The 21,554-nt window shown below is 73.8% G+C and carries 17 protein-coding genes; 13 read left to right on the top strand and 4 right to left on the bottom strand.

Going from position 1 to position 21,554, the window contains the following annotated elements; genetic code table 11:
• Positions 1–32 precede the first annotated feature (32 nt).
• Complete coding sequence (locus ACYSMR_RS01450; protein ID WP_251333359.1) at positions 33–767, bottom strand: GAF and ANTAR domain-containing protein; 735 nt, start codon at positions 765–767, stop codon at positions 33–35.
• 325 nt (positions 768–1,092) lie between these two features.
• Positions 1,093–2,874: an N-acetylglutaminylglutamine amidotransferase gene (locus ACYSMR_RS01445; RefSeq protein ID WP_461747145.1), complete on the bottom strand. Its 1,782-nt coding sequence runs from the start codon at positions 2,872–2,874 to the stop codon at positions 1,093–1,095.
• A 360-nt stretch (positions 2,875–3,234) separates the two neighbouring features.
• On the opposite strand from ACYSMR_RS01445, the gene ACYSMR_RS01440 reads away from it, so the two are divergent.
• From ACYSMR_RS01440 to ACYSMR_RS01395, 10 genes are all read left to right on the top strand, one after another.
• On the top strand, positions 3,235–4,542 hold the full coding sequence (locus ACYSMR_RS01440; RefSeq protein WP_461747144.1) for a MurT ligase domain-containing protein: 1,308 nt from the start codon (positions 3,235–3,237) through the stop codon (positions 4,540–4,542).
• Between the two features lie 7 nt (positions 4,543–4,549).
• Complete coding sequence (locus ACYSMR_RS01435) at positions 4,550–5,281, top strand: type 1 glutamine amidotransferase (RefSeq protein WP_309125245.1); 732 nt, start codon at positions 4,550–4,552, stop codon at positions 5,279–5,281.
• 138 nt (positions 5,282–5,419) lie between these two features.
• Positions 5,420–6,181: a YebC/PmpR family DNA-binding transcriptional regulator gene (locus ACYSMR_RS01430; protein ID WP_251333355.1), complete on the top strand. Its 762-nt coding sequence runs from the start codon at positions 5,420–5,422 to the stop codon at positions 6,179–6,181.
• Positions 6,182–6,249: 68 nt separating this feature from the next.
• The gene (locus ACYSMR_RS01425; RefSeq protein ID WP_251333354.1) at positions 6,250–6,804 is read left to right on the top strand and encodes a crossover junction endodeoxyribonuclease RuvC; all 555 of its coding nucleotides are present in this window, start codon (positions 6,250–6,252) and stop codon (positions 6,802–6,804) included.
• 180 nt (positions 6,805–6,984) lie between these two features.
• Positions 6,985–7,626, top strand: a complete 642-nt coding sequence (gene ruvA / locus ACYSMR_RS01420; protein WP_461747143.1) for a Holliday junction branch migration protein RuvA — start codon at positions 6,985–6,987, stop codon at positions 7,624–7,626.
• Between the two features lie 2 nt (positions 7,627–7,628).
• A complete protein-coding gene (gene ruvB / locus ACYSMR_RS01415; protein WP_251333352.1) occupies positions 7,629–8,753 on the top strand; it encodes a Holliday junction branch migration DNA helicase RuvB in 1,125 nt (374 codons plus the stop codon).
• Positions 8,754–8,881: 128 nt separating this feature from the next.
• Positions 8,882–9,343, top strand: coding sequence for a preprotein translocase subunit YajC (yajC, locus tag ACYSMR_RS01410; protein ID WP_251333351.1), 462 nt, complete (start codon positions 8,882–8,884; stop codon positions 9,341–9,343).
• A gap of 87 nt (positions 9,344–9,430) precedes the next feature.
• On the top strand, positions 9,431–11,284 hold the full coding sequence (gene secD, locus ACYSMR_RS01405) for a protein translocase subunit SecD (RefSeq protein ID WP_309125246.1): 1,854 nt from the start codon (positions 9,431–9,433) through the stop codon (positions 11,282–11,284).
• Positions 11,284–12,315 (top strand): protein translocase subunit SecF, encoded by a 1,032-nt coding sequence (gene secF / locus ACYSMR_RS01400; RefSeq protein ID WP_251333349.1) that lies wholly within the window; start codon positions 11,284–11,286, stop codon positions 12,313–12,315. The genes secD and secF overlap by 1 nt, the downstream gene beginning before the upstream one ends.
• Before the next feature lie 130 nt (positions 12,316–12,445).
• A complete protein-coding gene (locus tag ACYSMR_RS01395) occupies positions 12,446–14,842 on the top strand; it encodes a RelA/SpoT family protein (protein WP_374238486.1) in 2,397 nt (798 codons plus the stop codon).
• 46 nt (positions 14,843–14,888) lie between these two features.
• Here the strand turns inward: ACYSMR_RS01395 and ACYSMR_RS01390 are convergent, their stop codons facing one another.
• Both ACYSMR_RS01390 and ACYSMR_RS01385 read right to left on the bottom strand, forming a co-directional pair.
• Positions 14,889–15,485 carry a type IV toxin-antitoxin system AbiEi family antitoxin gene (locus tag ACYSMR_RS01390; RefSeq protein ID WP_251333348.1) on the bottom strand — a complete coding sequence of 199 codons (597 nt, stop codon included), beginning with the start codon at positions 15,483–15,485 and terminating at the stop codon, positions 14,889–14,891.
• Positions 15,486–15,580: 95 nt separating this feature from the next.
• A complete protein-coding gene (locus ACYSMR_RS01385) occupies positions 15,581–17,080 on the bottom strand; it encodes a DUF349 domain-containing protein (RefSeq protein ID WP_374238485.1) in 1,500 nt (499 codons plus the stop codon).
• Positions 17,081–17,321: 241 nt separating this feature from the next.
• Here ACYSMR_RS01385 and hisS point away from each other — a divergent pair, with 241 nt between their 5' ends.
• The 3 genes from hisS (at position 17,322) to ACYSMR_RS01370 (ending at position 21,552) form a co-directional block, all read left to right on the top strand.
• Positions 17,322–18,686, top strand: a complete 1,365-nt coding sequence (gene hisS, locus ACYSMR_RS01380) for a histidine--tRNA ligase (protein ID WP_461747142.1) — start codon at positions 17,322–17,324, stop codon at positions 18,684–18,686.
• Between the two features lie 287 nt (positions 18,687–18,973).
• Positions 18,974–20,815 carry an aspartate--tRNA ligase gene (gene aspS, locus ACYSMR_RS01375; protein ID WP_251333346.1) on the top strand — a complete coding sequence of 614 codons (1,842 nt, stop codon included), beginning with the start codon at positions 18,974–18,976 and terminating at the stop codon, positions 20,813–20,815.
• 89 nt (positions 20,816–20,904) lie between these two features.
• Positions 20,905–21,552, top strand: coding sequence for a maleylpyruvate isomerase N-terminal domain-containing protein (locus ACYSMR_RS01370; RefSeq protein ID WP_461747141.1), 648 nt, complete (start codon positions 20,905–20,907; stop codon positions 21,550–21,552).
• The last annotated feature ends 2 nt before the right edge of the window (positions 21,553–21,554 follow it).

Raw genomic sequence — 21,554 nt, 5'->3', positions numbered from 1 at the left:
GCCGGCCTGCTGCTCTGCCGGTGGGGGAGTGCTCAGTGGTCGAAGTGGGTGGTGGCCGGTCCCCTGCCCACCGTCGCGACCAGTTCGGCGGCCAGGTCCCGCAGCTTGACGTTGCGGTGGCTGGAGGCGGCCATCAGGATCCTCACGGCCTCGTCCTGGGTGCAGCGGTTCTGGCCCATGACGATGCCCACGGCCAGGTCGATGGAGGTGCGCGAGGCCATGGCCGCCTGCAGGTCGGCCTCGGTGTCACGGTGTCGGGCCAGGCGCACGGCCAGGCGCAGGGTCGTGGAGACGGCGGCCACGTGGCGCTGGACGACCTCGACGGTCGCCTCGTCGAACTTGCCCGGGCGGTCGGCGTAGACGTTCAGGCCCGCGCTCGCCTCGTCGCCGAGCTCGAAGGGCACCCCGAGGGCGGAGAGGATGCCGTTCTCGGCCGCGGCCCGCCCGTAGTCGGGCCACCGGGGGTCGGTGCGGGTGTCGCGGACGTGGACCGTCCGGTGCTCCCGGGCGGCGGTGAGGCACGGTCCGTCGCCGAAGTGGTACTGGATCTCGTCCAGGGCCTCGGCGTGGTCGCTGGAGGACGCCACGGTGGCGGACTTCTTCGGCCGCAGCAGGGTCACCGCGCACCACGCCTCGTCGCCGTCGGTGGACAGGGCCTGGGCGATGGCGCGGGTGAACTCGTCGAGGAACCCGCTGATGTCCTTGGACTCCAGCAGCAGGTCGTGCAGCTGCGCCACGGGCGCTCCGCTGCTCTGGTGGTCTGTCATGGGGTGTCCGTCCGTCGCAGTTGCCGGTGCGCGCGCCGTGGCCGCCGCCGAGGACGCCCGCCTCGGGCACCGGCCAGGGATTCTACCAGCGATGCCCGTGCCGCACGGAGGAAGCCGTGCCGCACCCGGGTCTCCCGGAGCGGCCGACCTGCCGGCTCCGCGTGCGCAGCAGGGACGCCGGCACGTCCGGCGCCTCAGCCCGCAGCAGTTTCCTCGGCAGCTCCCCGGCAGTTCCTCCTCCCCGCCGAACGGGCGCACGCCGCCGTCCTTCCCGTCGATCCCGGTGCCGTCCCGGTGCCGGGGCCGTTGCCCCGGGCCACGGCTGTCACCCGACCCCGTGGCGCTGGAGCCACATCTCCAGCAGGCCCAGCTGCCACAGCACGTTGGGCCCGGTCGGCGCGTGGCGGGCGTTGGGCTGCGCCAGGAGGTCCTCGACGGTCTCGGTGCGGAACAGGCCCCGCCGCCTGGCCTCGGGCGCGCGGAGCGCCTCGCGGACCATGCCGAGGATCGGCTCCTCCAGATGGCACAGGGCCGGCACGGGGAAGTAGCCCTTGGGCCGGTCGACAACCTCGGCGGGAAGAATGCTGCGCCCCAGGTCCTTGAGGACGCCCTTGCCGGACCGGGCGGTCTTCAGCTCCGGCGGGCAGGCCGCCGCCAGCTCCACCAGGTCCTGGTCCAGGAACGGCACGCGGGCCTCCAGCCCGAAGGCCATGGTCATGCCGTCCACCCGCTTGACGGGGTCGTCGGCCATGAGCAGGTGGGTGTCCAGGCGCAGCACCGCGTCCAGGGCCGTCTCCGCTCCCGGGGCGGCCAGGTGCTCGGCCAGCAGGGCTCGGCTGGGGTCGCCCGGGGGCAGCCGGTCCGGAGCGAGGATCCCGGCCAGCCCGGTGCGGTCGTGGTCGGTGAACGCCGCGATGAACGTGTCCAGGGCCGTGTTCCGGGGAACCGCCGCGGCCGCCTGGTGGTAGGCGTAGCCGGCGAACACCTCGTCCGCGCCCTGCCCGGACTGCACGACCTTCACGTGGGCGGACACCGCCGCCGACAGCAGGTGGAAGGCGGTGACGTCGTGGCTGGTCATCGGCTCGGTCATCGCCGCCACCGTGTCCTGCACCGCACCGGGCAGGTCGGTGGTGGTGATGTGCAGGCGGTGGTGGTCGGTGCCGAAGGCCTCGGCCACCAGGTCGGAGTAGGAGAACTCGTCCCCGGCACGGTCCCCGGCGGCGTCGAAGCCGATGCTGAAGGTGGACAGGTGCTGCCGGCCGGCCTCGGCCAGCAGGGCCACGAGCAGGCTCGAGTCCAGCCCGCCCGACAGCAGCACCCCCACCGGGACGTCGGCGACCAGCCGCCTGGCCACGGCGGTGCGCAGGGCTTCGTGCACCGCCTGCTGCCAGTCCTCGGGCGCCCACCGTGCGTGCTCTGCCCGGCGGATGTAGTCGGGCTGCCAGTACACCCGGTCCCGGGTCCGCCCGCAGGCCTCGACCACGCGCACCGTCGCCGGGGGCAGCTTGGTGACCCCGGACAGGATCGTCCGCGGTGCCGGGACGATGGAGTGCCAGCTCAGGTAGTGGTGCAGGGCGACGTCGTCGATGGAGGTGTCGGCCCCGCCAGCGGCCACCAGGGCGGGCAGGGTGGAGGCGAACCGCAGGCGCCGGCCCACCTGCGCCAGGTACAGCGGCTTGATGCCCAGCCGGTCCCGCGCCAGCACGACCTGCTCCCGCGCCCGGTCGACGAGGGCGATCGCGAACATGCCCACGAGGTGGTCCACGAAGTCCTCGCCCCACCGGTCGTAGGCGGCCAGGATCACCTCGGTGTCGGAGGTGGAGCGGAACTCGTAGTCGTCCCGCAGCTGCTGCCGCAGCTCTCGGTGGTTGTAGATGCACCCGTTGAAGACGATGCTCAGGCCCCGGTCCTCGTCGACCATGGGCTGGGCCCCGGCCTCGGACAGGTCGATGACCTTCAGCCGCCGGTGGCCCAGCCCCACCCAGCCCCCGCTCCACTGGCCGTGCCCGTCCGGTCCCCGCTCGGCCAGGGCGGCCGTCATCCGGCTCACCGCCTCGCTGTCGGCCCGCGTTCCTCTGAACGCGATTTCTCCCGCGATGCCGCACATCGTCGTGCTCCTCGTCCGTTCCGCCCGGGCCCCCCTCGCTGCTGAAGGTGCCGGGCACTTCCCCGGGGTCCCCGAGGAAGCGGTACGTGCCCTTACTGTATGCCTCCCGGGGCGTGCGGTCGGGCGTCGGAGCGGGTGCCGGCCGGCCCGGGGCCGCCGCTGCCCCTCGGGACGAGCTGACCGCCGCCTTCGCCCGCCACCCTGCTCGGTGCGGTCCGCACGACGGACGCCCCCCAGCGGCGCAGCGCCGCGCCCCGGCGGCGGAGGTGCCCGCCCAGGACGGGCCCGGGCAGCCGGGAGGCCCGAGCCCCCGGCACGGCCGGCCCCGCCCGGCGGGGCAGCGCCGGCGGACGCCCTAGGATGGAGCGCATGTCCCGACCCCACGTGCGCCTGCTCGGCCAAGGCATCCGGTACCTCTCCACCCTGCGCGGCGGAGGCTCCGCGTTCCCCGGCCTCGTGATGGAGAAGCTGCATCCCGGCTTCGTGGCCGAGGAGCTCGCGAAGCTCCCGCACGGCGTGGCCGTGATCAGCGGCACCAACGGCAAGACGACGACCACCAAGATGGCCGTGCAGCTGCTGCGCGCCCAGGGCTACAAGGTCTTCACCAACCGCACGGGCTCGAACTTCGTGCGCGGCGTCGCCGCCGCCCTGCTGGGGGAGATGAGCCTCACCGGCCGCCTGGACGCCGACATCGCCGTGCTGGAGCTCGACGAGGCGCACGCCGTGCACTTCGTCAAGCAGGTGCGGCCCCGCTACGCGCTGCTGCTCAACGTCATGCGCGACCAGCTCGACCGCTTCGGCGAGATCGACACCACCCGCCGGATGCTCGCCGAGGTCGCCGCGGCGACCACGGGCGCGGTCGTGCTCAACCGGGAGGACCCCCGCATCGCCTCCCTCGCCGAGCACGTCCCCGACGGCACCGGCGTGCACTGGTTCGGCCTCTCGGCCCGGCTGCGGCCCATGTTCCCCTCCGACGACGACATGCGCTCCGCCGGCGGCCCCGACGCCGAGGCCGACCACGAGCAGGAGCTCGCCCCGCGTCCCGGCGCCGCCGTGGAGCTGACGTCCTTCGAGGCGAACCGGGTGCACCTCACGGTGGACGGCGAGGACGTCTCGACCACCGTGGAGCTCTACGGCGTCTACAACATCTACAACGCCGCCGCCGCCCTGGCCCTCGCGCTCGCGGTCGCCGGGCCCGCCGCCGACCGCGCCGCGCTGGTCGACGAGCTGTCCCGGGTGACCCCCGCCTTCGGGCGCGGCGAGACCATCGAGGTCGACGGCCGCCCGCTGCAGCTGCTGCTCGTGAAGAACCCCGCCGGCTTCCGCCTCTCCCTGGCGTCGGCCCGGCCCGGCGACTACGCCACGATGATCACCATCAACGACGAGTACGCCGACGGCCGGGACGTCTCCTGGCTGTGGGACGTCGACTTCCACTCCCTGCGCGACGGGGGCGTCGACGTGGTGGCCGGCACCCGGGCCTGGGACATGGCGCTGCGCCTGGACTACGACGAGGTCCCGGTCCGCGAGGTCGTCCCGGACCTCGGCGAGGCGCTGCGCCGGTTCGTCGCGCAGGCCGGGGACCGGCCGATGCGCGTCTTCTGCACCTACACGTCCATGCTCGCGCTGCGCCGGGAGCTCTCCCGCGTGGCCGAGGTCGCCGAGATCTGAGAGCCCCATGACTGCCCCCACCGACCGCACCGTCCACCTCGTCCAGCTCTACCCCCGGGACATGAACATCTACGGGGACTGGGGCAACACCCTGACCCTCAAGCGCCGGCTCGAGCGCTACGGCTACGCCGTGCGCCTGACCGACCACAACCCCGGGGACCCCTTCCCCCGGGACGCCGACCTGCTCGTGGGCGGCGGCGGTCAGGACTCCGGGCAGTTCCGGGTCCAGGAGGACCTGCAGCGCATCGCCCCCGAGCTGCGGGCCATGGCCGCCGACGGCGTGCCCATGCTCGCGATCTGCGGGCTCTACCAGCTGTTCGGCCACGAGTTCCGCACCGGCGCCGGGCAGACCCTGCCCGGCATCGGCGTCCTCGACGTCACCACCGTGGGCGGGCCCACCCGGCTGATCGGCAACATCGTCCTGGACTCCCCCGAGTTCGGCACGGTCGTCGGCTACGAGAACCACTCCGGGATCACCCGCCTGGGTCCCGGCCAGGCCCCGCTCGGCACCGTGGTCCACGGTGCCGGCAACAACGGCGAGGACGGCACCGAGGGCGCGCGCGTGCACAACGTCGTGGCGTCCTACCTGCACGGGTCGATGCTGCCGAAGAACCCGTCGGTGGCCGACCACCTCCTGCGCGCGGCGGTGGAGCGCCGCCTCGGGGTCTTCGACGGCGAGCCCCTCGACGACACCCTCGCCGAGCGCGCCCGCGAGGTCGCCCAGGCCAGGCCCCGCTAGGCCCGGCACCGGGAGCGGGCGCACCCGGTAGAATGGACCAGGACTTTTCCGGCCCGTCCCGGCGCCCCGCCGCGCCGGGACGAGGGCCGACGACTTCCCCGGCGCACCATCGCGTCGCAGACTTCCGAGGAGGAACGCATGTCAGGGCACTCCAAGTGGGCCACGACCAAGCACAAGAAGGCCGCGATCGACGCCAAGCGCGCCAAGGCCTTCGCCAAGTACATCAAGGGCATCGAGGTGGCGGCGCGCATGGGCGGGCCCGACACCTCGGGCAACCCGGCCCTGGACCTCGCCGTGTCCAAGGCCAAGAAGAACTCGGTGCCGGTGGCCAACATCGACCGCGCCATCAAGCGCGGCGCCGGGCTGACCGGTGAGGTCGTGGACTACACCGAGATCCTCTACGAGGCCCGCGGCCCCCAGGGCACCGCCCTCTACATCGAGTGCCTCACCGACAACAAGAACCGGGCGGCCTCCGAGGTCCGCGTGGCCGTGACCCGCAACGGCGGCACCATGGCCGACTCCGGCTCCGTGGCGTTCCTCTTCGAGCGCAAGGGCGTCGTCGAGGTCACCCGCGCGGACGGGCTGAGCGAGGACGACGTGCTCATGGCCGTGCTCGACGCCGGCGCCGAGGAGGTCGTGGAGCAGGAGGACGTCTTCGAGGTCGTCTCCGAGGCCACCGACCTGCCGAGCATCCGCGCGGCCCTCGACGAGGCCGGGCTCGAGTACAACAACGACGACCCGCAGTTCCGCCCCACCATGAAGGTGGAGCTGGACGCGGACGGCGCCCGCAGGTTCCTGCGCCTGGCCGAGGCCGTGGAGGAGCTCGACGACGTGCAGAACGTCTACTCGAACGCCGAGATCCCCGCCGAGGTCCTGGCGCAGCTCGAGACCGAGGACTGACCACGACCGCCCAGCGGATCCTCGGGGTCGACCCCGGGCTGACGCGCTGCGGCTTCGGCCTGATCGACATGGCCGGCAACCGCACGGCGTCCCTCGTGGACGTCGGCGTGGCCGGCACGGCGGCGGCCGACCCCCTGGACCGGCGGATCCTGCGGATCTGGGAGGCGGCCGAGCGCTGGATCGAGCGCTACCACCCGGACACGGTGGCCCTGGAGCGCGTGTTCGCCCAGACCAGCGTGAACACGGTGATCGGCACGGCCCACGCCTCCGGGGCAGTGATCGCGGCCGCCGCCCGGCACGGGATCCCGGTGGCCTGGCACACCCCCTCGGAGGTCAAGGCCGCGGTCACCGGCGACGGCGGGGCGGACAAGGCCTCGGTCGCCCGGATGGTGGTGCGCATCCTGCGCCTCGCCGAGGCGCCGAGGCCGGCGGACGCCGCGGACGCCCTGGCCATCGCCATCTGCCACGGCTGGCGCGGCGGCGGCACGGGCATGGACGCCACCGCCGGCACCGAGACCCACCAGGGCGCCCGCCCGGTCGCCCACCGCCGCCGGGTCATGACCCCCGCCCAGCAGGCGTGGGCGGAGGCGGAGGCCCGTGCCCGCCGGGGCGGGCGCGGCTGAGCCGGCCCGGGCGGTGCGCCGCCGGGTGCGCCGGTGGCGTCGGGGCCCACTGCTAGAGTGGCGGTCGACGACACATTCGTAGATGTGTTCGGTAGTTCTGTCCGGTAGTTGTGTCCGTAGTTCTGTTCGCACGGCGCCCGGCCGACGTCGTCGGTGCCGGGCACCGGAAGGAGGCACGCGGTGATCGCGTCCATCACGGGCCGGGTCGAGCACGTCGGCCTGACCACCGCCGTCGTGTCGGTGAGCGGCTTCGGCGTCCAGGTGCACGCCACCGCGGAGACGCTCTCCGGGCTGCGCGTCGGGGGAGAGGTCCGCCTCGACACCGCCTACGTCGCCCGCAAGGACGAGTCGCCGCTGCTCTTCGGCTTCCGCGGTCCCGCCGAGCGGGAGGTCTTCGAGATCATGCTCGGCGTCAGCGGGGTCGGCCCGCGCACCGCACTGGCCGTGCTCGCCGTGCTGGGCCCCGACGACGTCCACCGGGCCATCGCCCAGGGCGACGCCAAGGCCTTCACCAAGGTTCCCGGGATCGGCCCCAAGGGCGCCCGCCGGATCGTGCTGGAGCTCGCCGACAAGCTCATCGTCCCCGAGCGGCCCGCGGAGCCGGCGGCCGTCCCGGTCGAGCCGTGGCGCGCGCAGGTGCTGGAGGCCCTCGTGGGCCTGGGCTGGAACGAGAAGGACGCCACCCGCGGCATCGCCGACGCCCTGGCCGGGCGCGAGGAGCTCGCGGACTCCGGGGACGTCGCGGTCATCCTGCGCACCGTCCTGGCGTGGCTGGGCACGGCGAAGGCCGGCACCCGCACCGCCGCCGAGCGGGGGGCCTGACCGTGGCCCGCGAGGACGGCCCGGCCGTCAACTCCCGCGACCGGCTGGTCTCCGCGGACAACGAGCCCGACGAGAAGCAGCTGGAGTCCGCGCTGCGCCCGGCGAACCTCGACGAGTTCGTGGGCCAGAAGCGGGTCCGCCAGCAGCTCTCCCTCGTCCTCGAGGCCTCGAAGCTGCGCGGGCGCTCCGCCGACCACGTCCTGCTCTCCGGCCCGCCGGGCCTGGGCAAGACCACTCTCGCCATGATCATCGCCGAGGAGATGGCCGCGCCGCTGCGCATCTCCTCGGGCCCGGCCATCCAGCACGCCGGGGACCTCGCCGCGATCCTGTCCTCCCTCACCGAGGGGGAGGTGCTGTTCCTCGACGAGATCCACCGGATGTCCCGCCCCGCCGAGGAGATGCTCTACATGGCCATGGAGGACTTCCGGGTCGACATCGTCGTCGGCAAGGGCGCCGGGGCAACCTCCATCCCGCTCGACCTCCCGCCGTTCACGCTCGTGGGCGCCACCACCCGCGCCGGGCTGCTGCCCGGGCCCCTGCGCGACCGCTTCGGGTTCACCGGACACCTCGAGTTCTACTCCGTGGAGGAGCTGGAGCTCGTGCTGCGCCGCTCCGCCGGGCTCATGGACCTCGCCATGACCGCCGAGGCCTTCACCGAGGTCGCGTCCCGCTCGCGCGGCACCCCGCGCATCGCCAACCGGCTGCTGCGCCGGGTGCGGGACTGGGCGCTGGTGCACGGCGTCGACCGGATCGACGCCCGCGCCGCCTCCACGGCCCTGGACATGTACGAGGTCGACGCCCGCGGGCTCGACCGCCTCGACCGCTCCGTGCTCGAGGCCCTGGTCACGAAGTTCGGCGGCGGCCCGGTCGGGCTGTCCACCCTCGCGATCGCCGTGGGGGAGGAGACCGAGACCGTCGAGACGGTCGCCGAGCCCTACCTCGTGCGGGAGGGCCTGCTGGGACGGACCCCGCGGGGCCGCATCGCCATGGCCGCGGCGTGGGAGCACCTCGGCCTGACCCCGCCCGAGCACGCCGCCTTCCAGGACCCCGCCGTGCGCGCCGCCTTCGGCGCGGCGCCGGGCGCGCCGGGCGGGGACGACGAGGAGCCCCCGCTGTTCGAGGGCTGAGCGGCCACGGACCGGCGGGGCCGGGCCCGCGGCGGGCCCGCGCCGTTCCGGCGCGGGCGCCTCCAGGGAGCTCCTGGGTGGATCACCTACCATGGGAGCAACACCTGCACCCGATCGAACGGAAGTCCGTGAGCCCGCACCTCCTCGTCCAGTCCCTCACCGCCCAGGCGGCCCAGCCCGCGGGCGGCGGCACCTCGTGGCTGCTGCCGCTGATGCTCGTGGCCATGGTGCTGCTGCTGTGGCTGCCCATGCGCCGGCAGAAGAAGGCCACGGCCCAGATGAAGGAGAAGCAGGCGAGCATGGCCCCCGGCACGGAGGTCATGACCAGCTTCGGCCTCTACGGCACCGTCCGGGCCATCGACCGGGACGAGAACAAGGCCGTCCTGGAGATCGCCCCCGGCACCTCCGTCACCGTCCACCTGCAGACCGTCACCACGGTCGTCGACGAGCAGCCCGCCACGGCGGCCGACGCCGAGCCGGCCGGCGACCTCGGGGCGCGCCCGGCGCCCGGTGAGGAACTGCCCGGGTCGACGTCCGCCGAGGTCCGCGACGAGGACACCCCGCGCGACCCCGGACAGCGCAGCGACTGACCCCCCTCGGGAGCACGGGCCGACCACTGGTCGGCCCGTTCCCATGAGCAGGCCCGGGGGACCGGGCCGTTGCCCGTAAGGAAGACCATGGCACTGACCACACGGAACACGTCCGGCGGCGCCGGACCCGACGCCCCCGACGGCTCCCGGCGCGCGGGCGCGCGGGCCGGCTCCAGCGCCCCCGCGGGCCCGGGGGTGCGGGCCGCCCTCTCCGGCGCCCGCCGCTCCCTGCTCGGGCTCCTCGTGCTCCTGGCCCTGCTGGCCGGGCTGCTCGCCTGGGGCGCCGGCACGGACCGCACCGGCTGGGGCCCGAAGCTCGCCCTCGACCTCGAGGGCGGCACCCAGATGATCCTCTCCCCGTCGCTGCGGGGCGACGACGAGGGCCGGGAGATCACCCCCGAGCAGCTCAGCCAGGCGGTCGAGATCATCCGCCAGCGCGTCGACGGGTCCGGGGTCTCCGAGGCGGAGATCTCCACCCAGTCCGGGGACAACATCGTCGTGTCCATGCCGGGCGTGCCCTCCGCCGAGACCCGGGAGCTGATCCAGTCGTCGGCGGAGATGAACTTCCGCCCCGTGCTCACGACCGCCGCCGCCGGGGCCGTGCCCGAGGACCAGCGCACGCCGAAGGACGAGCTGCCCGAGCCCACGGGCGAGCCCGCCGACTCCTCCGACCCCAACTGGATCACCCCCGAGCTCTACCGGCAGTTCGAGGCCACCGACTGCACCGCCACGGTGCCCCCCGAGGAGCGGGAGGCGCAGCCGGCCGACGAGCCGGTCGTCGCGTGCGAGCCCGACACCGGCACCAAGTACCTGCTCGGCCCCGTCGAGATCCAGGGCACCGGCATCCAGGACGCCTCCTACGGGACCGCGCAGAACTCCACGGGCGTGTCCCTGAACCAGTTCGCCGTGAACCTCCAGTTCGGCCCCGAGGCCACCGACCGGTTCCGGGCGCTGTCCGAGCGGCTCTACGGCATCGGGCAGACCACGCCCGGGGACCCGCGCAGCCAGTTCGCGATCCTGCTCGACGGCCAGGTGGTCTCCGCGCCGTCCATGAACGCCGTGATCTCCGACGGCAAGGCCGAGATCACGGGCAGCTTCACCGAGGAGCAGGCCAAGTTCCTCTCGGAGCAGCTCAAGTACGGTGCCCTGCCGGTGAGCTTCGGGATCCAGTCCGAGCAGCAGATCTCCGCGACGCTGGGCGCCGACCAGCTGCGGATGGGCATCGTCGCCGGGCTCATCGGCCTGGCCCTGGTGTGCGTCTACTCGCTGTTCCAGTACCGGCTGCTCGGCCTCGTGACCATCAGCTCCCTCGTGGTGGCCGGCGTGCTCACCTGGCTGGCGATCGCGCTGCTGGGCTGGTCCGCGAACTACCGGCTGTCCCTGGCGGGCGTCGCGGGCCTGATCGTGGCCATCGGCCAGACCGCCGACTCCTTCATCGTCTACTTCGAGCGCATCCGCGACGAGATCCGCGGCGGCCGCTCCATCCCCGCCGCGGTCGACCACGGCTGGCGGCGCGCCCGCCAGACGGTGCTCGCGTCCAAGGCCGTGAACCTGCTGGCCGCCGTGGTGCTCTACTTCGTGGCGGTCGGCAACGTCCGCGGCTTCGCCTTCACCCTGGGCCTGACCGCGCTCGCCGACCTGCTCGTGGTCTTCCTGTTCACCCACCCGGTCATGGTGCTGCTCGCCCGCACCCGCTACTTCGGCGGCGGCGGGAAGCACTCGGGGCTCAACCCCGAGGCCCTCGACGCCGTGCCCCTCTACCGGGGGGCCGGGCGGCTGCGGCAGCCCGGGGAGCACGACGGCCTGACCATCGCCGAGCGGCGCCGGCTCGCCGCCCGGGCCGCCGCCCCGGAGGAGCCCGCCGGTGACGCGCCGGCCGGCGCACCGGCCGGCGCCTCGGCGTCGTCCGCCCCCGCCCGCACCTCCGAGGAGAACGCCTGATGTCCCGGTTCGCAGATTTCGGCAACGCCCTGCACAGCGGGCGGAAGTCCTACCCCTTCGTGGCGAGGGCGCGGCTGTGGCTGGCGGTGGCCGCCGCCGCCGTGGTCCTCTCCCTGCTGGTGCCCGTGGTCAAGGGCGGGTTCAACCTCGGCATCGACTTCACGGGCGGGTCCGAGTTCACGGTCTCCTCGGTCGCGGACCCGGACGTGTCCGTGGGCGAGCGCGCCGTCGCGGAGTCCTCCGACGCCGCGGAGGTCGAGGTCACCAACATCGCCGCCGAGACGGTGCGCGTGCAGACGGAGCAGCTCGACGACGACGAGACGCTGGCGGTCAAGGACGCCCTCGTCACCGCCTACGGGGTGGGCGAGGACCAGGTGACGTCGACCTTCGTGGGCCCCACCTGGGGCGCCGGGGTCACCCGCCAGGCCCTGTGGGGCCTGGTGGTCTTCGTGGTCCTGGCCACGGCGCTGATGGCCCTGTACTTCCGCACCTGGAAGATGTCGGTCTCCGCGATCGCCGGGATGCTCGCCACCGTGGCCATCACCGCGGGCGTCTACTCGCTCGTGGGCTTCGAGGTGACGCCCTCGGCGGTGATCGGCTTCCTCACGGTGCTCAGCTACTCCCTCTACGACTCCGTGGTGGTCTTCGACAAGGTCCGGGAGAACACCGAGGGCCTGCTCGACGGCACGGCCCCGCCCGAGCGCGCCGGGCGGGGCTTCTCCGACCAGGTGAACCTCGCCGTCAACCAGACCCTGGTCCGCTCGATCAACACGTCGGTCGTGGGCATCCTGCCGGTGGGCTCCATCCTGTTCATCGGGTGGCTGGTCCTCGGCGCGGGCACCCTCAAGGACCTGTCCCTGTCCCTGTTCGTGGGCATCGTCGCGGGCACCGTGGCCACCCTGTTCGTCGCCGCCCCGCTGTACGCGCTGCTGCGCCGCGGGGAGCCGGCCGTGCGGGAGCAGGAGGCCGGTGCGGGCGACCCGCGGCAGGTCCCGGCGGAGCGTGCCGCCGTGGCCGCCGCGGCGGACTAGAATGTAGCTCACCGTAGGGCGGGCCGCGCAGGAGCGCCCGCCGCACAGCAGCACCACACGTCACTCGACGCCCGGGGCGGCGGCCGCACGGCCGCCGCCCCGCGCGCATACCGGGAAGGGAGCCACGGTCATGAGCCCGACCGACGACGGCACCACCCCCGCAGGCCCGGGGGCCGCCCCCATGCCGCCGCGGCGCTCCGACATGGCCGGCACGCACTACGTCCTGCCCGCCTCGCGCTCGATGGTGGGGCGCGCGGTGTTCCCGGGCCGCAGCGACCGCACCCGGTCCTCCCTGTCCTACCTCTCCGGCCGGCCCATGGACCACTCCCCGATCCTGGAGCCGCTGCTGCACACCGTGCGCGCCACCCACCCCGAGGAGGACCTCGAGGTCCTGGAGCGGGCGTTCAAGGTGGCCGAGAAGTGCCACGAGGGGCAGAAGCGCAAGAGCGGCGACCCCTACATCACCCACCCCGTGGCCGTGACCACGATCCTCGCCGAGCTCGGCATGACGGGGGCGACCCTCGTGGCCGCCCTGCTGCACGACACCGTCGAGGACACCGACTACACCCTCGAGCAGCTGCGCGCGCAGTTCGGGGACGAGGTCGCCGCGCTCGTCGACGGCGTGACCAAGCTCGACAAGGTCCAGTACGGGGACGCCGCGCAGGCCGAGACGGTGCGCAAGATGATCGTGGCGATGGCCAAGGACATCCGCGTGCTCGTCATCAAGCTCGCCGACCGCCTGCACAACGCCCGCACCTGGCGCTTCGTGCCCCCGGCGTCGTCCGCGAAGAAGGCCCGCGAGACCCTCGAGATCTTCGCCCCGCTGGCCCACCGGCTCGGCATGAACACCATCAAGTGGGAGCTCGAGGACCTCGCCTTCGCGGCGCTCTACCCCAAGGTCTACGAGGAGATCGTCCGCATGGTGGGGGAGCGCCAGCCCCAGCGCGAGCGGTCGCTGGCCAAGATCCGGGAGCGGATCGCGGAGGACCTCGCCGAGGCGGGGATCGAGGCGACCATCACGGGCCGGCCCAAGCACTACTACTCGATCTACCAGAAGATGATCGTGCGCGGGAAGGACTTCGACGAGATCCACGACCTGCAGGCGGTCCGGGTGCTCGTGAACACGGTGCGCGAGTGCTACGCGGCGCTGGGCGCCCTGCACGCGCGGTGGCGGCCCCTGCCGGGGCGGTTCAAGGACTACATCGCCATGCCGAAGTTCAACATGTACCAGTCCCTGCACACCACGGTGATCGGCCCGGACGGCCGGCCCGTGGAGATCCAGATCCGCACCCACGAGATGCACCGCCGCGCCGAGTACGGCGTGGCCGCGCACTGGAAGTACAAGGACCAGGTCAACCAGGCGAACTCCGCCACGCCCAAGGCGCAGGAGGGCGACCTGAACTGGCTGCGCTCGCTCGTGTCCTGGCAGGAGGAGACGCAGGACTCCTCCGAGTTCCTGGACTCCCTGCGCTACCAGATCAACACGTCCGAGGTGTACGTCTTCACGCCCAAGGGCGAGGTGATGGCCCTGCCCGCGGGCTCGACGCCCGTGGACTTCGCCTACGCCGTGCACACCGAGGTGGGCCACAAGACCATCGGCGCGCGCGTCAACGGCAAGCTCGTGCCCCTGTCCTCGGAGCTGCAGCACGGGGACTGGGTCGAGGTCCTCACGTCCAAGTCCGAGCACGCCGGCCCGTCGCAGGACTGGCTGAAGTTCGTGCGCTCCCCGCGCGCGCGCAACAAGATCCGCCAGTGGTTCTCCAAGGAGCGCCGCGAGGAGGCCATCGAGAAGGGCAAGGACGCGCTCACCCGGGCGCTGCGCAAGCACCACCTGCCCCTGCAGCGCACCCTCACCCAGGAGTCGCTGCTCGCGGTGGCCCAGGACTTCCACCGCTCCGACATCAGCTCCCTCTACGAGGCGATCGGCTCGGACGTGGTCAGCGCCCAGGACGTCGTCGAGAAGATCGTGGGCAGCCTCGGCGGGGCCGACGGCGCGGAGGAGGACTTCGCCGAGACGACCATCGCCACGCAGCCGATCCGCCCGCGCGTGTCCGACTCCGGGGTGGTCGTCAAGGGCGCCTCCGACGTCTACGTCAAGCTCGCCCGCTGCTGCACCCCGGTCCCGCCCGACGAGATCATGGGCTTCGTCACCCGCGGCACCGGGATCTCGGTGCACCGCCGCGACTGCGTGAACATGCAGGCGCTGACCTCCACGGAGCGGATCGTGGAGGTCGAGTGGGCGCCCACCCAGTCCAGCGTCTTCCTGGTGGAGATCCAGGTGGAGGCCCTCGACCGCAAGTCCCTGCTCTCGGACGTGACGCGCGTGCTCTCCGAGAACCACGTCAACATCCTCTCGGCCTCCGTGCACACCTCGAAGTCCCGCCTGGCGATCTCCCGGTTCGCGTTCGAGATGGGCGACCCGCGCTACCTGGACCACGTGCTCAACCAGGTCCGCCGGATCGACGGGGTCTACGACGTCTACCGCACCACGGGCCACCGTCCCGTCTCGGAGCCGGCCGGGCGCTGAGCCGCCCGGCCGCGGGACCTCCGGGCCCCGGACCGGCCGGCGCCGCTCACGGCACGGGCCGGCCGATCGCCCGGCCCGCCCGGCGGACCCGCACGAGCGCGGCCCGGCGCCCCGGCATCCGTCCGTAGCTCTCGAGGGCGGTGTGCACCAGGGCGGGCGGGCAGTGCAGGTGCGGGGCGTGCATCAGCTTCTCGAGCGCGGCGGTGCCCTCCCGCCCCGGCACGTGCAGCGCCAGGTCCACCGCGGTGCGCAGCGGGGTGGTGACGTGCACGGGCCCGGCCTCGTGCACGTCGTAGCCGCCCAGCGTGACCTGGTGCAGCGTGAGCCCCTCCGGCACGGGGGACATGGTGGTGCGCCGCAGCTTGTCCAGCAGCAGCGGCAGGGTGGTCGGCGCCCGGGCGCAGTCGTAGAACCACGCGGCGGAGAGCCGGCCGAGCACCCCGCGGCGCAGCAGGTGCGGGGGCAGCTGCGCCTCCAGCGCCGCGACCTTCAGCGCCCGGGTCACCGGCCGCCCGCGCAGCACGTGGGCCTCCAGCACCACGGGCACGAGCACGCCGTCGGCGACGAGCGCGGAGAGCTCGACCCGGGGGAAGGGCCGGCCGGGCAGGAGCAGGGCGTCGGGGTGCCAGGGCGGGGCGTCCATGGGCCCAGCCTGGCGCCGCACCCCGGCACGCGGAAGGCCCCGCGGGCGCGCTGTGGACAGCGGGCCCGCGGGGCCGTGCGCAGGGGCTCCGGGTCCTAGTGCAGGTCGGCGGCGGAGCGGCGCAGCGTCTCGAGCCACTGCCGGCTCGTGGTGAGCTCGGCCTCGAGCTTGGCGGCCCGCTTGGTGTCCCCGGTGGCCCGGGCCCTGGCGAGCGCGGCCTCCTGGTCCTCGATCTTCACCTCGAGCTGGGTGAGCATCGAGTTGGAGCGGGCCTTCGTCTCCGGGTTGGAGCGCTGCCACTTCTCGTCCTCGACCTTGCGCACGGCGTCCTCCACGGCGCGCATCTCGGCCTCGACCCGGCGCATGTGGGCGCGGGGGACCTTGCCCGCCTGCTCCCACCGGTCCAGGATGTCCCCGAGCGCGCGCTTGGCGGCCTTGAGGTCCGTGACGGGCAGCAGCGCCCTGGCCTCGGCGAGCAGCTGCTCCTTGACGGCGAGGTTGCCCTCGAACTCCTGGTCGATCCGGTCGTTGTCGGCCTTGCGGGCCTCGAAGAAGCGGTCCTGGGCGGCGCGGAAGCGGGCCCACAGGGCGTCGTCGTCCTTCTTGGACGCGCGCTTGGCCTGCTTCCAGCGGTCCATGAGCCGGCGGTACTCCGCGGCCGTGGTGCCCCAGTCCGTGGAGGTCGACAGGGCCTCCGCCTCGGCGATCAGGGCCTCCTTGGCCTTCTTCGCCTCGGCGTTGTCGGCGTCGAGCTGGGAGAAGAAGGCGCGCCGGTGCTTGTCGAAGGTGGTGCGCGCGGTGCGGAAGCGCTTCCACAGAGCGTCCTCGGCGGAGCGGCCCAGGCGCACGCCGGACTTCTGGTGGGCCTTCCACTGCTCGAACAGCTCGGCCATCCGGGCCGAGGCCTGCTTCCACTGGGTGCGCTGCGGGTCCTGGGCGGCGATCTTCTCGGCCTCCGCCACGATGGCCTCGCGCGCGGCCACGTTCTGGGCGCGCTGGGCCTCGTGGGCGGCCCGCTCCGCGGCCTCCAGCTCGCGGATCGCGGGGCGCAGGGCCTCGAGCCGGGCCTCCAGGGCCCTGATGTCGCCCAGCAGGGTGCGCTGGGCGACCTGCTCCGCGAGGTGGTCGACCGTCTTGAGCATGTCCGACGACGGGGCGCCCGCGGCCACGCGCTGCTCGAGCAGCGCCGCCTGCGCCTCGACGTCCTCGAACTTCCGCGCGAAGTAGCCCAGGGCCTCGTCCTCGGTGGCGTCCGGGAACTGCCCGCACAGCGCCTCCTCGCCGTCCACCACGACGTAGACGTGCCCGTCCTCGGTGACCCGGCCGAAGGGCCGGGCCCGCTCCAGGGTCTCCGGGGAGGCCAGGGCCGGGGCGGGAGCCGCCGCGGGGGCCGGTGCCGTGGCGGCCGGTGCCGTGGCGGCGGGGGCCGGTGCCGCAGGCGCTGCCGGGGCGGCAGGACCGGGTGCCGCGGCCGCCGGGGTGGGCGCTGCCGGGGCCGGTGCCGCAGGGGCGGGCACAGCAGGCTTCGGCACGGGCCCCGGGGCGGGGACGGGGCGGGGCGTGGGCTGGTCGTCGGATTCGAGACGTTCGGTCACCGCTGAAACTCTTTCGCTCTCGCCGGACGGGGGCCGGAGCGTGCACCCGGCGTCGTCGCCCGGCTTCGGACAGTCGTCTGCCCCATAGTACCGAGGACCGTGCCGGGGAGGTCCCACGGGCCGGAGCTTGGGGCCGGGCGGCGGTGCTCTCTAGGATGAGTCCGGACCCGCGGCCCCTGCCGTCCCGTCGTCCGACCGTTGTCGCCCCGTCCCGCCCGTCCCACCCGAGGAGCACGCCCCCATGGCCCGCAAGACCTCCCTGTCCGGTTTCCCCGAATGGCTTCCGGAGGAGCGTCTGGTCGAGCTGCACGTGCTCGACGTGCTGCGCGAGACCTTCGAGCTGCACGGCTTCTCCTCGATCGAGACCCGCGCCGTCGAGACCGTCGGCCAGCTGCTGCGCAAGGGCGAGATCGACAAGGAGGTCTACGCCGTCTCGCGCCTCCAGGAGGACGAGGACGCCGGCTCCCCCAAGGGCGAGGAGCAGCTCGCCCTCCACTTCGACCTCACCGTCCCCTTCGCCCGGTACGTCGTCGAGAACAGCGGCTTCCTCACGTTCCCGTTCCGCCGCTACCAGGTGCAGAAGGTCTGGCGCGGCGAGCGCCCCCAGGAGGGCCGGGCCCGGGAGTTCACCCAGGCGGACATCGACGTGGTCGGCGACGGCACGCTGCCGTTCCGCTACGACGTGGAGCTCGCGCTCGTGATGATCGACGCCCTCGCGAAGCTGCCCGTCCCGCCGTTCAGGCTGCGGATCAACAACCGCAAGCTCGCCGAGGGCTTCTACCGCGGCATCGGCCTCGAGGACACCGCCGGGGTGCTGCGCAACATCGACAAGCTCGAGAAGATCGGCCCGGAGCGGGTCGCCGAGGCGCTGCGCGAGGAGGTCGGTGCCACCGCCGCGCAGGCCGAGGCCGCGCTGCGGCTCGCCTCCATCCGCACCGAGGACACCTCCTTCGTGGAGCAGGTCCGCGCGCTCGGGGTGAGCGACGAGCTGCTCGAGGAGGGCCTGGCGGAGCTCGCCGAGGTGGTGGGCGAGGCCGCCCGCCGCGCCCCGGGCAAGGTCGTGGCCGACCTGTCGATCGCCCGCGGCCTGGACTACTACACCGGGACCGTCTACGAGACCGTGCTGGTGGGCCACGAGCAGCTGGGCTCCATCTGCTCCGGCGGGCGCTACGAGTCGCTGGCCTCCGCCGGCAAGAGGAGCTACCCGGGCGTGGGCCTGTCGATCGGGGTGACCCGCCTCGTCTCGCGGATGCTCTCCCAGGGGATGGCCGAGCCCTCGCGCAAGGTGCCCACCGCGGTGCTGGTCTCGCTGGTGGACGAGCAGTCGTGGGCCCAGGCCCAGGACGCGGCCGAGCAGCTGCGCGCCCGCGGGATCGCCTGCGAGGTCTCGGCGACCGCGGCGAAGTTCGGCAAGCAGATCAAGTACGCCGAGCGCCGCGGCATCCCGTACGTGTGGTTCACCTCCCGCGGCGAGGACGGGAGCCTGACCCACGAGGTCAAGGACATCCGCTCGGGAGAGCAGGTCCCCGCCGACCCCGCCGCCTGGACCCCGCCGGCCGAGGACCTGCGCCCGGTCGTGCGGGCCGTCGTGCCGGTCGAGGCCTGAGCCGAGCCCCCACTCCCTTCCGCCGAGCCCCGCTCCTTTCCGCCGAGTCCCCACCTCTGCCCCATCTCCCCACGTTCGATCCCGGGGGAATGCGCCCGGGATGGGGGCTCGGCGCGGTGCCGGGGCGGGGCCCCGGGAGCCCGGCGCTCCGGTGGGGCCGTCCTGGGGCCCGAGAGGCGGGCTGTAAACTCGTGCCCGAACGAGAGTAGGGGCACCGGGCGAACCCCGGGCGAACGTGCGATCCGCGCGGCCCCGTCCGGACCTCCCGAACAACGAAGGGTTTTTGAGTGCTGCGCACACACAACCTCGGCGAGCTGCGCGCCGAGCACATCGGAGAGACCGTCACGCTGGCCGGCTGGGTCGGCCGCCGCCGCGACCACGGCGGGGTGGCGTTCCTGGATCTGCGCGACGCGTCCGGGATCGCCCAGATCGTGGTGCGCGACGAGGCGGACTTCCACCACCTGCGCAACGAGTACGTCCTGCAGGTGACCGGCACCGTGGAGCGCCGGCCCGAGGGCAACGAGAACCCGGCCCTCGCCACCGGCGAGGTCGAGGTCATGGCCGAGACCGTGACCGTGCTCAACACCGCCGCGCCGCTGCCGTTCCAGATCGACGCCCACGTGGAGGTCGGCGAGGAGACCCGCCTGCGCCACCGCTACCTGGACCTGCGCCGGCCCGGGCCCGCCCGCATCCTGCGGCTGCGCTCCGAGGCCAACCGCGTGGCCCGCGAGCTGCTCCACGGCGACGACTTCCTCGAGGTCGAGACCCCCACGCTGACCCGCTCCACCCCCGAGGGCGCCCGCGACTTCCTGGTGCCGGCCCGCCTCGCGCCCGGCTCCTGGTACGCCCTGCCCCAGTCCCCGCAGCTGTTCAAGCAGCTGCTGCAGGTCGGCGGCGTCGAGAAGTACTTCCAGATCGCCCGCTGCTACCGCGACGAGGACTTCCGCGCCGACCGCCAGCCGGAGTTCACCCAGCTCGACATCGAGGCCTCCTTCGTGGAGCAGGACGACGTCATCGCCCTGGGCGAGCGCATCGTCGCCGCCCTGTGGCGGCTCATCGGCGTGGAGATCCCCACCCCGATCCGCCGGATGACCTACGCCGAGGCCATGGCGAAGTACGGCTCCGACAAGCCGGACCTGCGCTTCGGCCTGGAGCTCACCGAGCTCACCGAGTACTTCAAGGACACCACCTTCCGCGTGTTCAAGGCCCCCTACGTGGGCGCGGTCGTCATGCCCGGCGGGGCCTCCCAGCCGCGCCGCACGCTCGACGCCTGGCAGGAGTGGGCCAAGCAGCGCGGCGCCAAGGGCCTCGCCTACGTGCTCGTCGGCGAGGACGGCGCCCTCTCCGGGCCCGTCGCCAAGAACCTGACCGACGCGGAGCGCGACGGCCTCGCCGCCGCCACCGGCGCCCAGCCCGGCGACTGCATCTTCTTCGGCGCCGGCGAGAGGAAGTCCACCCGCGCCCTGCTCGGGGCCGCGCGCGTGGAGATCGGCCACCGCACCGGGCTGATCGACGAGGGCGAGTGGGCGTTCGTGTGGGTCGTCGACGCGCCGATGTTCGAGCCGGCGGCCGAGGCCGTCGAGTCCGGGGACGTCGCCGTCGGCGCCGGGGCCTGGACCGCCGTGCACCACGCGTTCACCTCGCCCAAGCCCGAGTTCCTGGACACCTTCGACCAGGACCCCGAGTCCGCCCTGGCCTACGCCTACGACATCGTCTGCAACGGCCACGAGATCGGCGGCGGCTCCATCCGCATCCACCAGCAGGACGTGCAGCGGCGCGTCTTCGAGGTCATGGGCATCGGCGAGGCCGAGGCCGACGAGAAGTTCGGCTTCCTGCTGGAGGGCTTCAAGTACGGCGCGCCCCCGCACGGCGGCATCGCCTTCGGCTGGGACCGCGTCGTCGCCCTCCTCGCCGGGGCCGACTCCATCCGCGAGGTCATCGCCTTCCCGAAGACCGGCAACGGCTACGACCCGCTCACCGCCGCCCCGGCGCCCATCACGGCGCAGCAGCGCAAGGAGGCCGGGGTGGACGCCCGGCCCGAGCCCAAGGTCAAGCAGGTCGACGGCCCGAAGGGCGAGCAGGCCGCAACCGGGAGCAACACGGAGGCCGCGGCGGCCGCCGCGCAGTAGGCTTCGGTCACTCCTGCGGGCCGGGCCCCGTCCTCGCGGACGGGGCCCGGCCCGCGCCGTACCGCCTGCCGCTCCGCCGAGGGGGACCCATGGACCGCGACCCCGCCGCCGCCCGCACGGCCTTCCTCGAGGCCGGGGTGTTCTTCGCCCGCCTCGTCGACGAGATCGAGCAGCTCGCCGAGCGCTCCGACGACGACGTGTGGGCCCGGCCAGGTCTCGGCGCCTGGGACGTCCGGGCGCTGGTGGGGCACACCCACCGCGCCCTCGTCACGCTCGCCGCCTACCTCGGCGAGCCCGCGGACGTCGCGGCCTGCACGAGCACCGGGCAGTACTACGTGCTCTCCGGCGGGGCCACGGGCCCGCAGGAGGTCGCCGCGCGCGGCGTGGCCGCGGGGCGGGCGCTCGGGGACGAGCCGGCGTCCGTGGTGCGCGGCGCGCTCGAGGACGCCCGCGAGGCGCTGGCCCGGGTGCCGGTGGGGGAGGACCCGCTGATCCGCACCGTCGTCGGCGGCACGCGGCTGAGCGCCTACCTGCCGACCCGCACCTTCGAGCTCGCCGTGCACGGGCTCGACATCACCGCGGCCTGCGGGCTGGAGCGCACCCCGCCCGGCCACGTGCTGGCCGACGCCGCCCTGACCCTCGTGGAGATCGCCGCCGAGCGCGGGCACGTGCCCGCGGTGCTGCAGGCCCTCACGGGCCGCCGGTCCCTGCCGCGGGGGTTCAGCGTGCTCGGCTGAGC

This window comes from Kocuria sp. U4B (assembly GCF_054875615.1).
The sequence above is the reverse complement of the archived record's forward strand: the minus strand, read 5'-3'. Positions and strand labels throughout refer to the sequence as shown.

Coding starts and splice junctions, on each gene's coding strand:
- ACYSMR_RS01450 (WP_251333359.1), bottom strand. CDS start 767: ATGACAGACCACCAGAGCAGCGGAGCGCCCGTGGCGCAGCTGCACGAC.
- ACYSMR_RS01435 (WP_309125245.1), top strand. CDS start 4,550: ATGACTGCCCCCACCGACCGCACCGTCCACCTCGTCCAGCTCTACCCC.
- ACYSMR_RS01445 (WP_461747145.1), bottom strand. CDS start 2,874: ATGTGCGGCATCGCGGGAGAAATCGCGTTCAGAGGAACGCGGGCCGAC.
- ACYSMR_RS01395 (WP_374238486.1), top strand. CDS start 12,446: ATGAGCCCGACCGACGACGGCACCACCCCCGCAGGCCCGGGGGCCGCC.
- ACYSMR_RS01430 (WP_251333355.1), top strand. CDS start 5,420: ATGTCAGGGCACTCCAAGTGGGCCACGACCAAGCACAAGAAGGCCGCG.
- secD (WP_309125246.1), top strand. CDS start 9,431: ATGGCACTGACCACACGGAACACGTCCGGCGGCGCCGGACCCGACGCC.
- ACYSMR_RS01440 (WP_461747144.1), top strand. CDS start 3,235: ATGGAGCGCATGTCCCGACCCCACGTGCGCCTGCTCGGCCAAGGCATC.
- secF (WP_251333349.1), top strand. CDS start 11,284: ATGTCCCGGTTCGCAGATTTCGGCAACGCCCTGCACAGCGGGCGGAAG.
- ACYSMR_RS01425 (WP_251333354.1), top strand. CDS start 6,250: ATGGCCGGCAACCGCACGGCGTCCCTCGTGGACGTCGGCGTGGCCGGC.
- ACYSMR_RS01370 (WP_461747141.1), top strand. CDS start 20,905: ATGGACCGCGACCCCGCCGCCGCCCGCACGGCCTTCCTCGAGGCCGGG.
- ACYSMR_RS01390 (WP_251333348.1), bottom strand. CDS start 15,485: ATGGACGCCCCGCCCTGGCACCCCGACGCCCTGCTCCTGCCCGGCCGG.
- hisS (WP_461747142.1), top strand. CDS start 17,322: ATGGCCCGCAAGACCTCCCTGTCCGGTTTCCCCGAATGGCTTCCGGAG.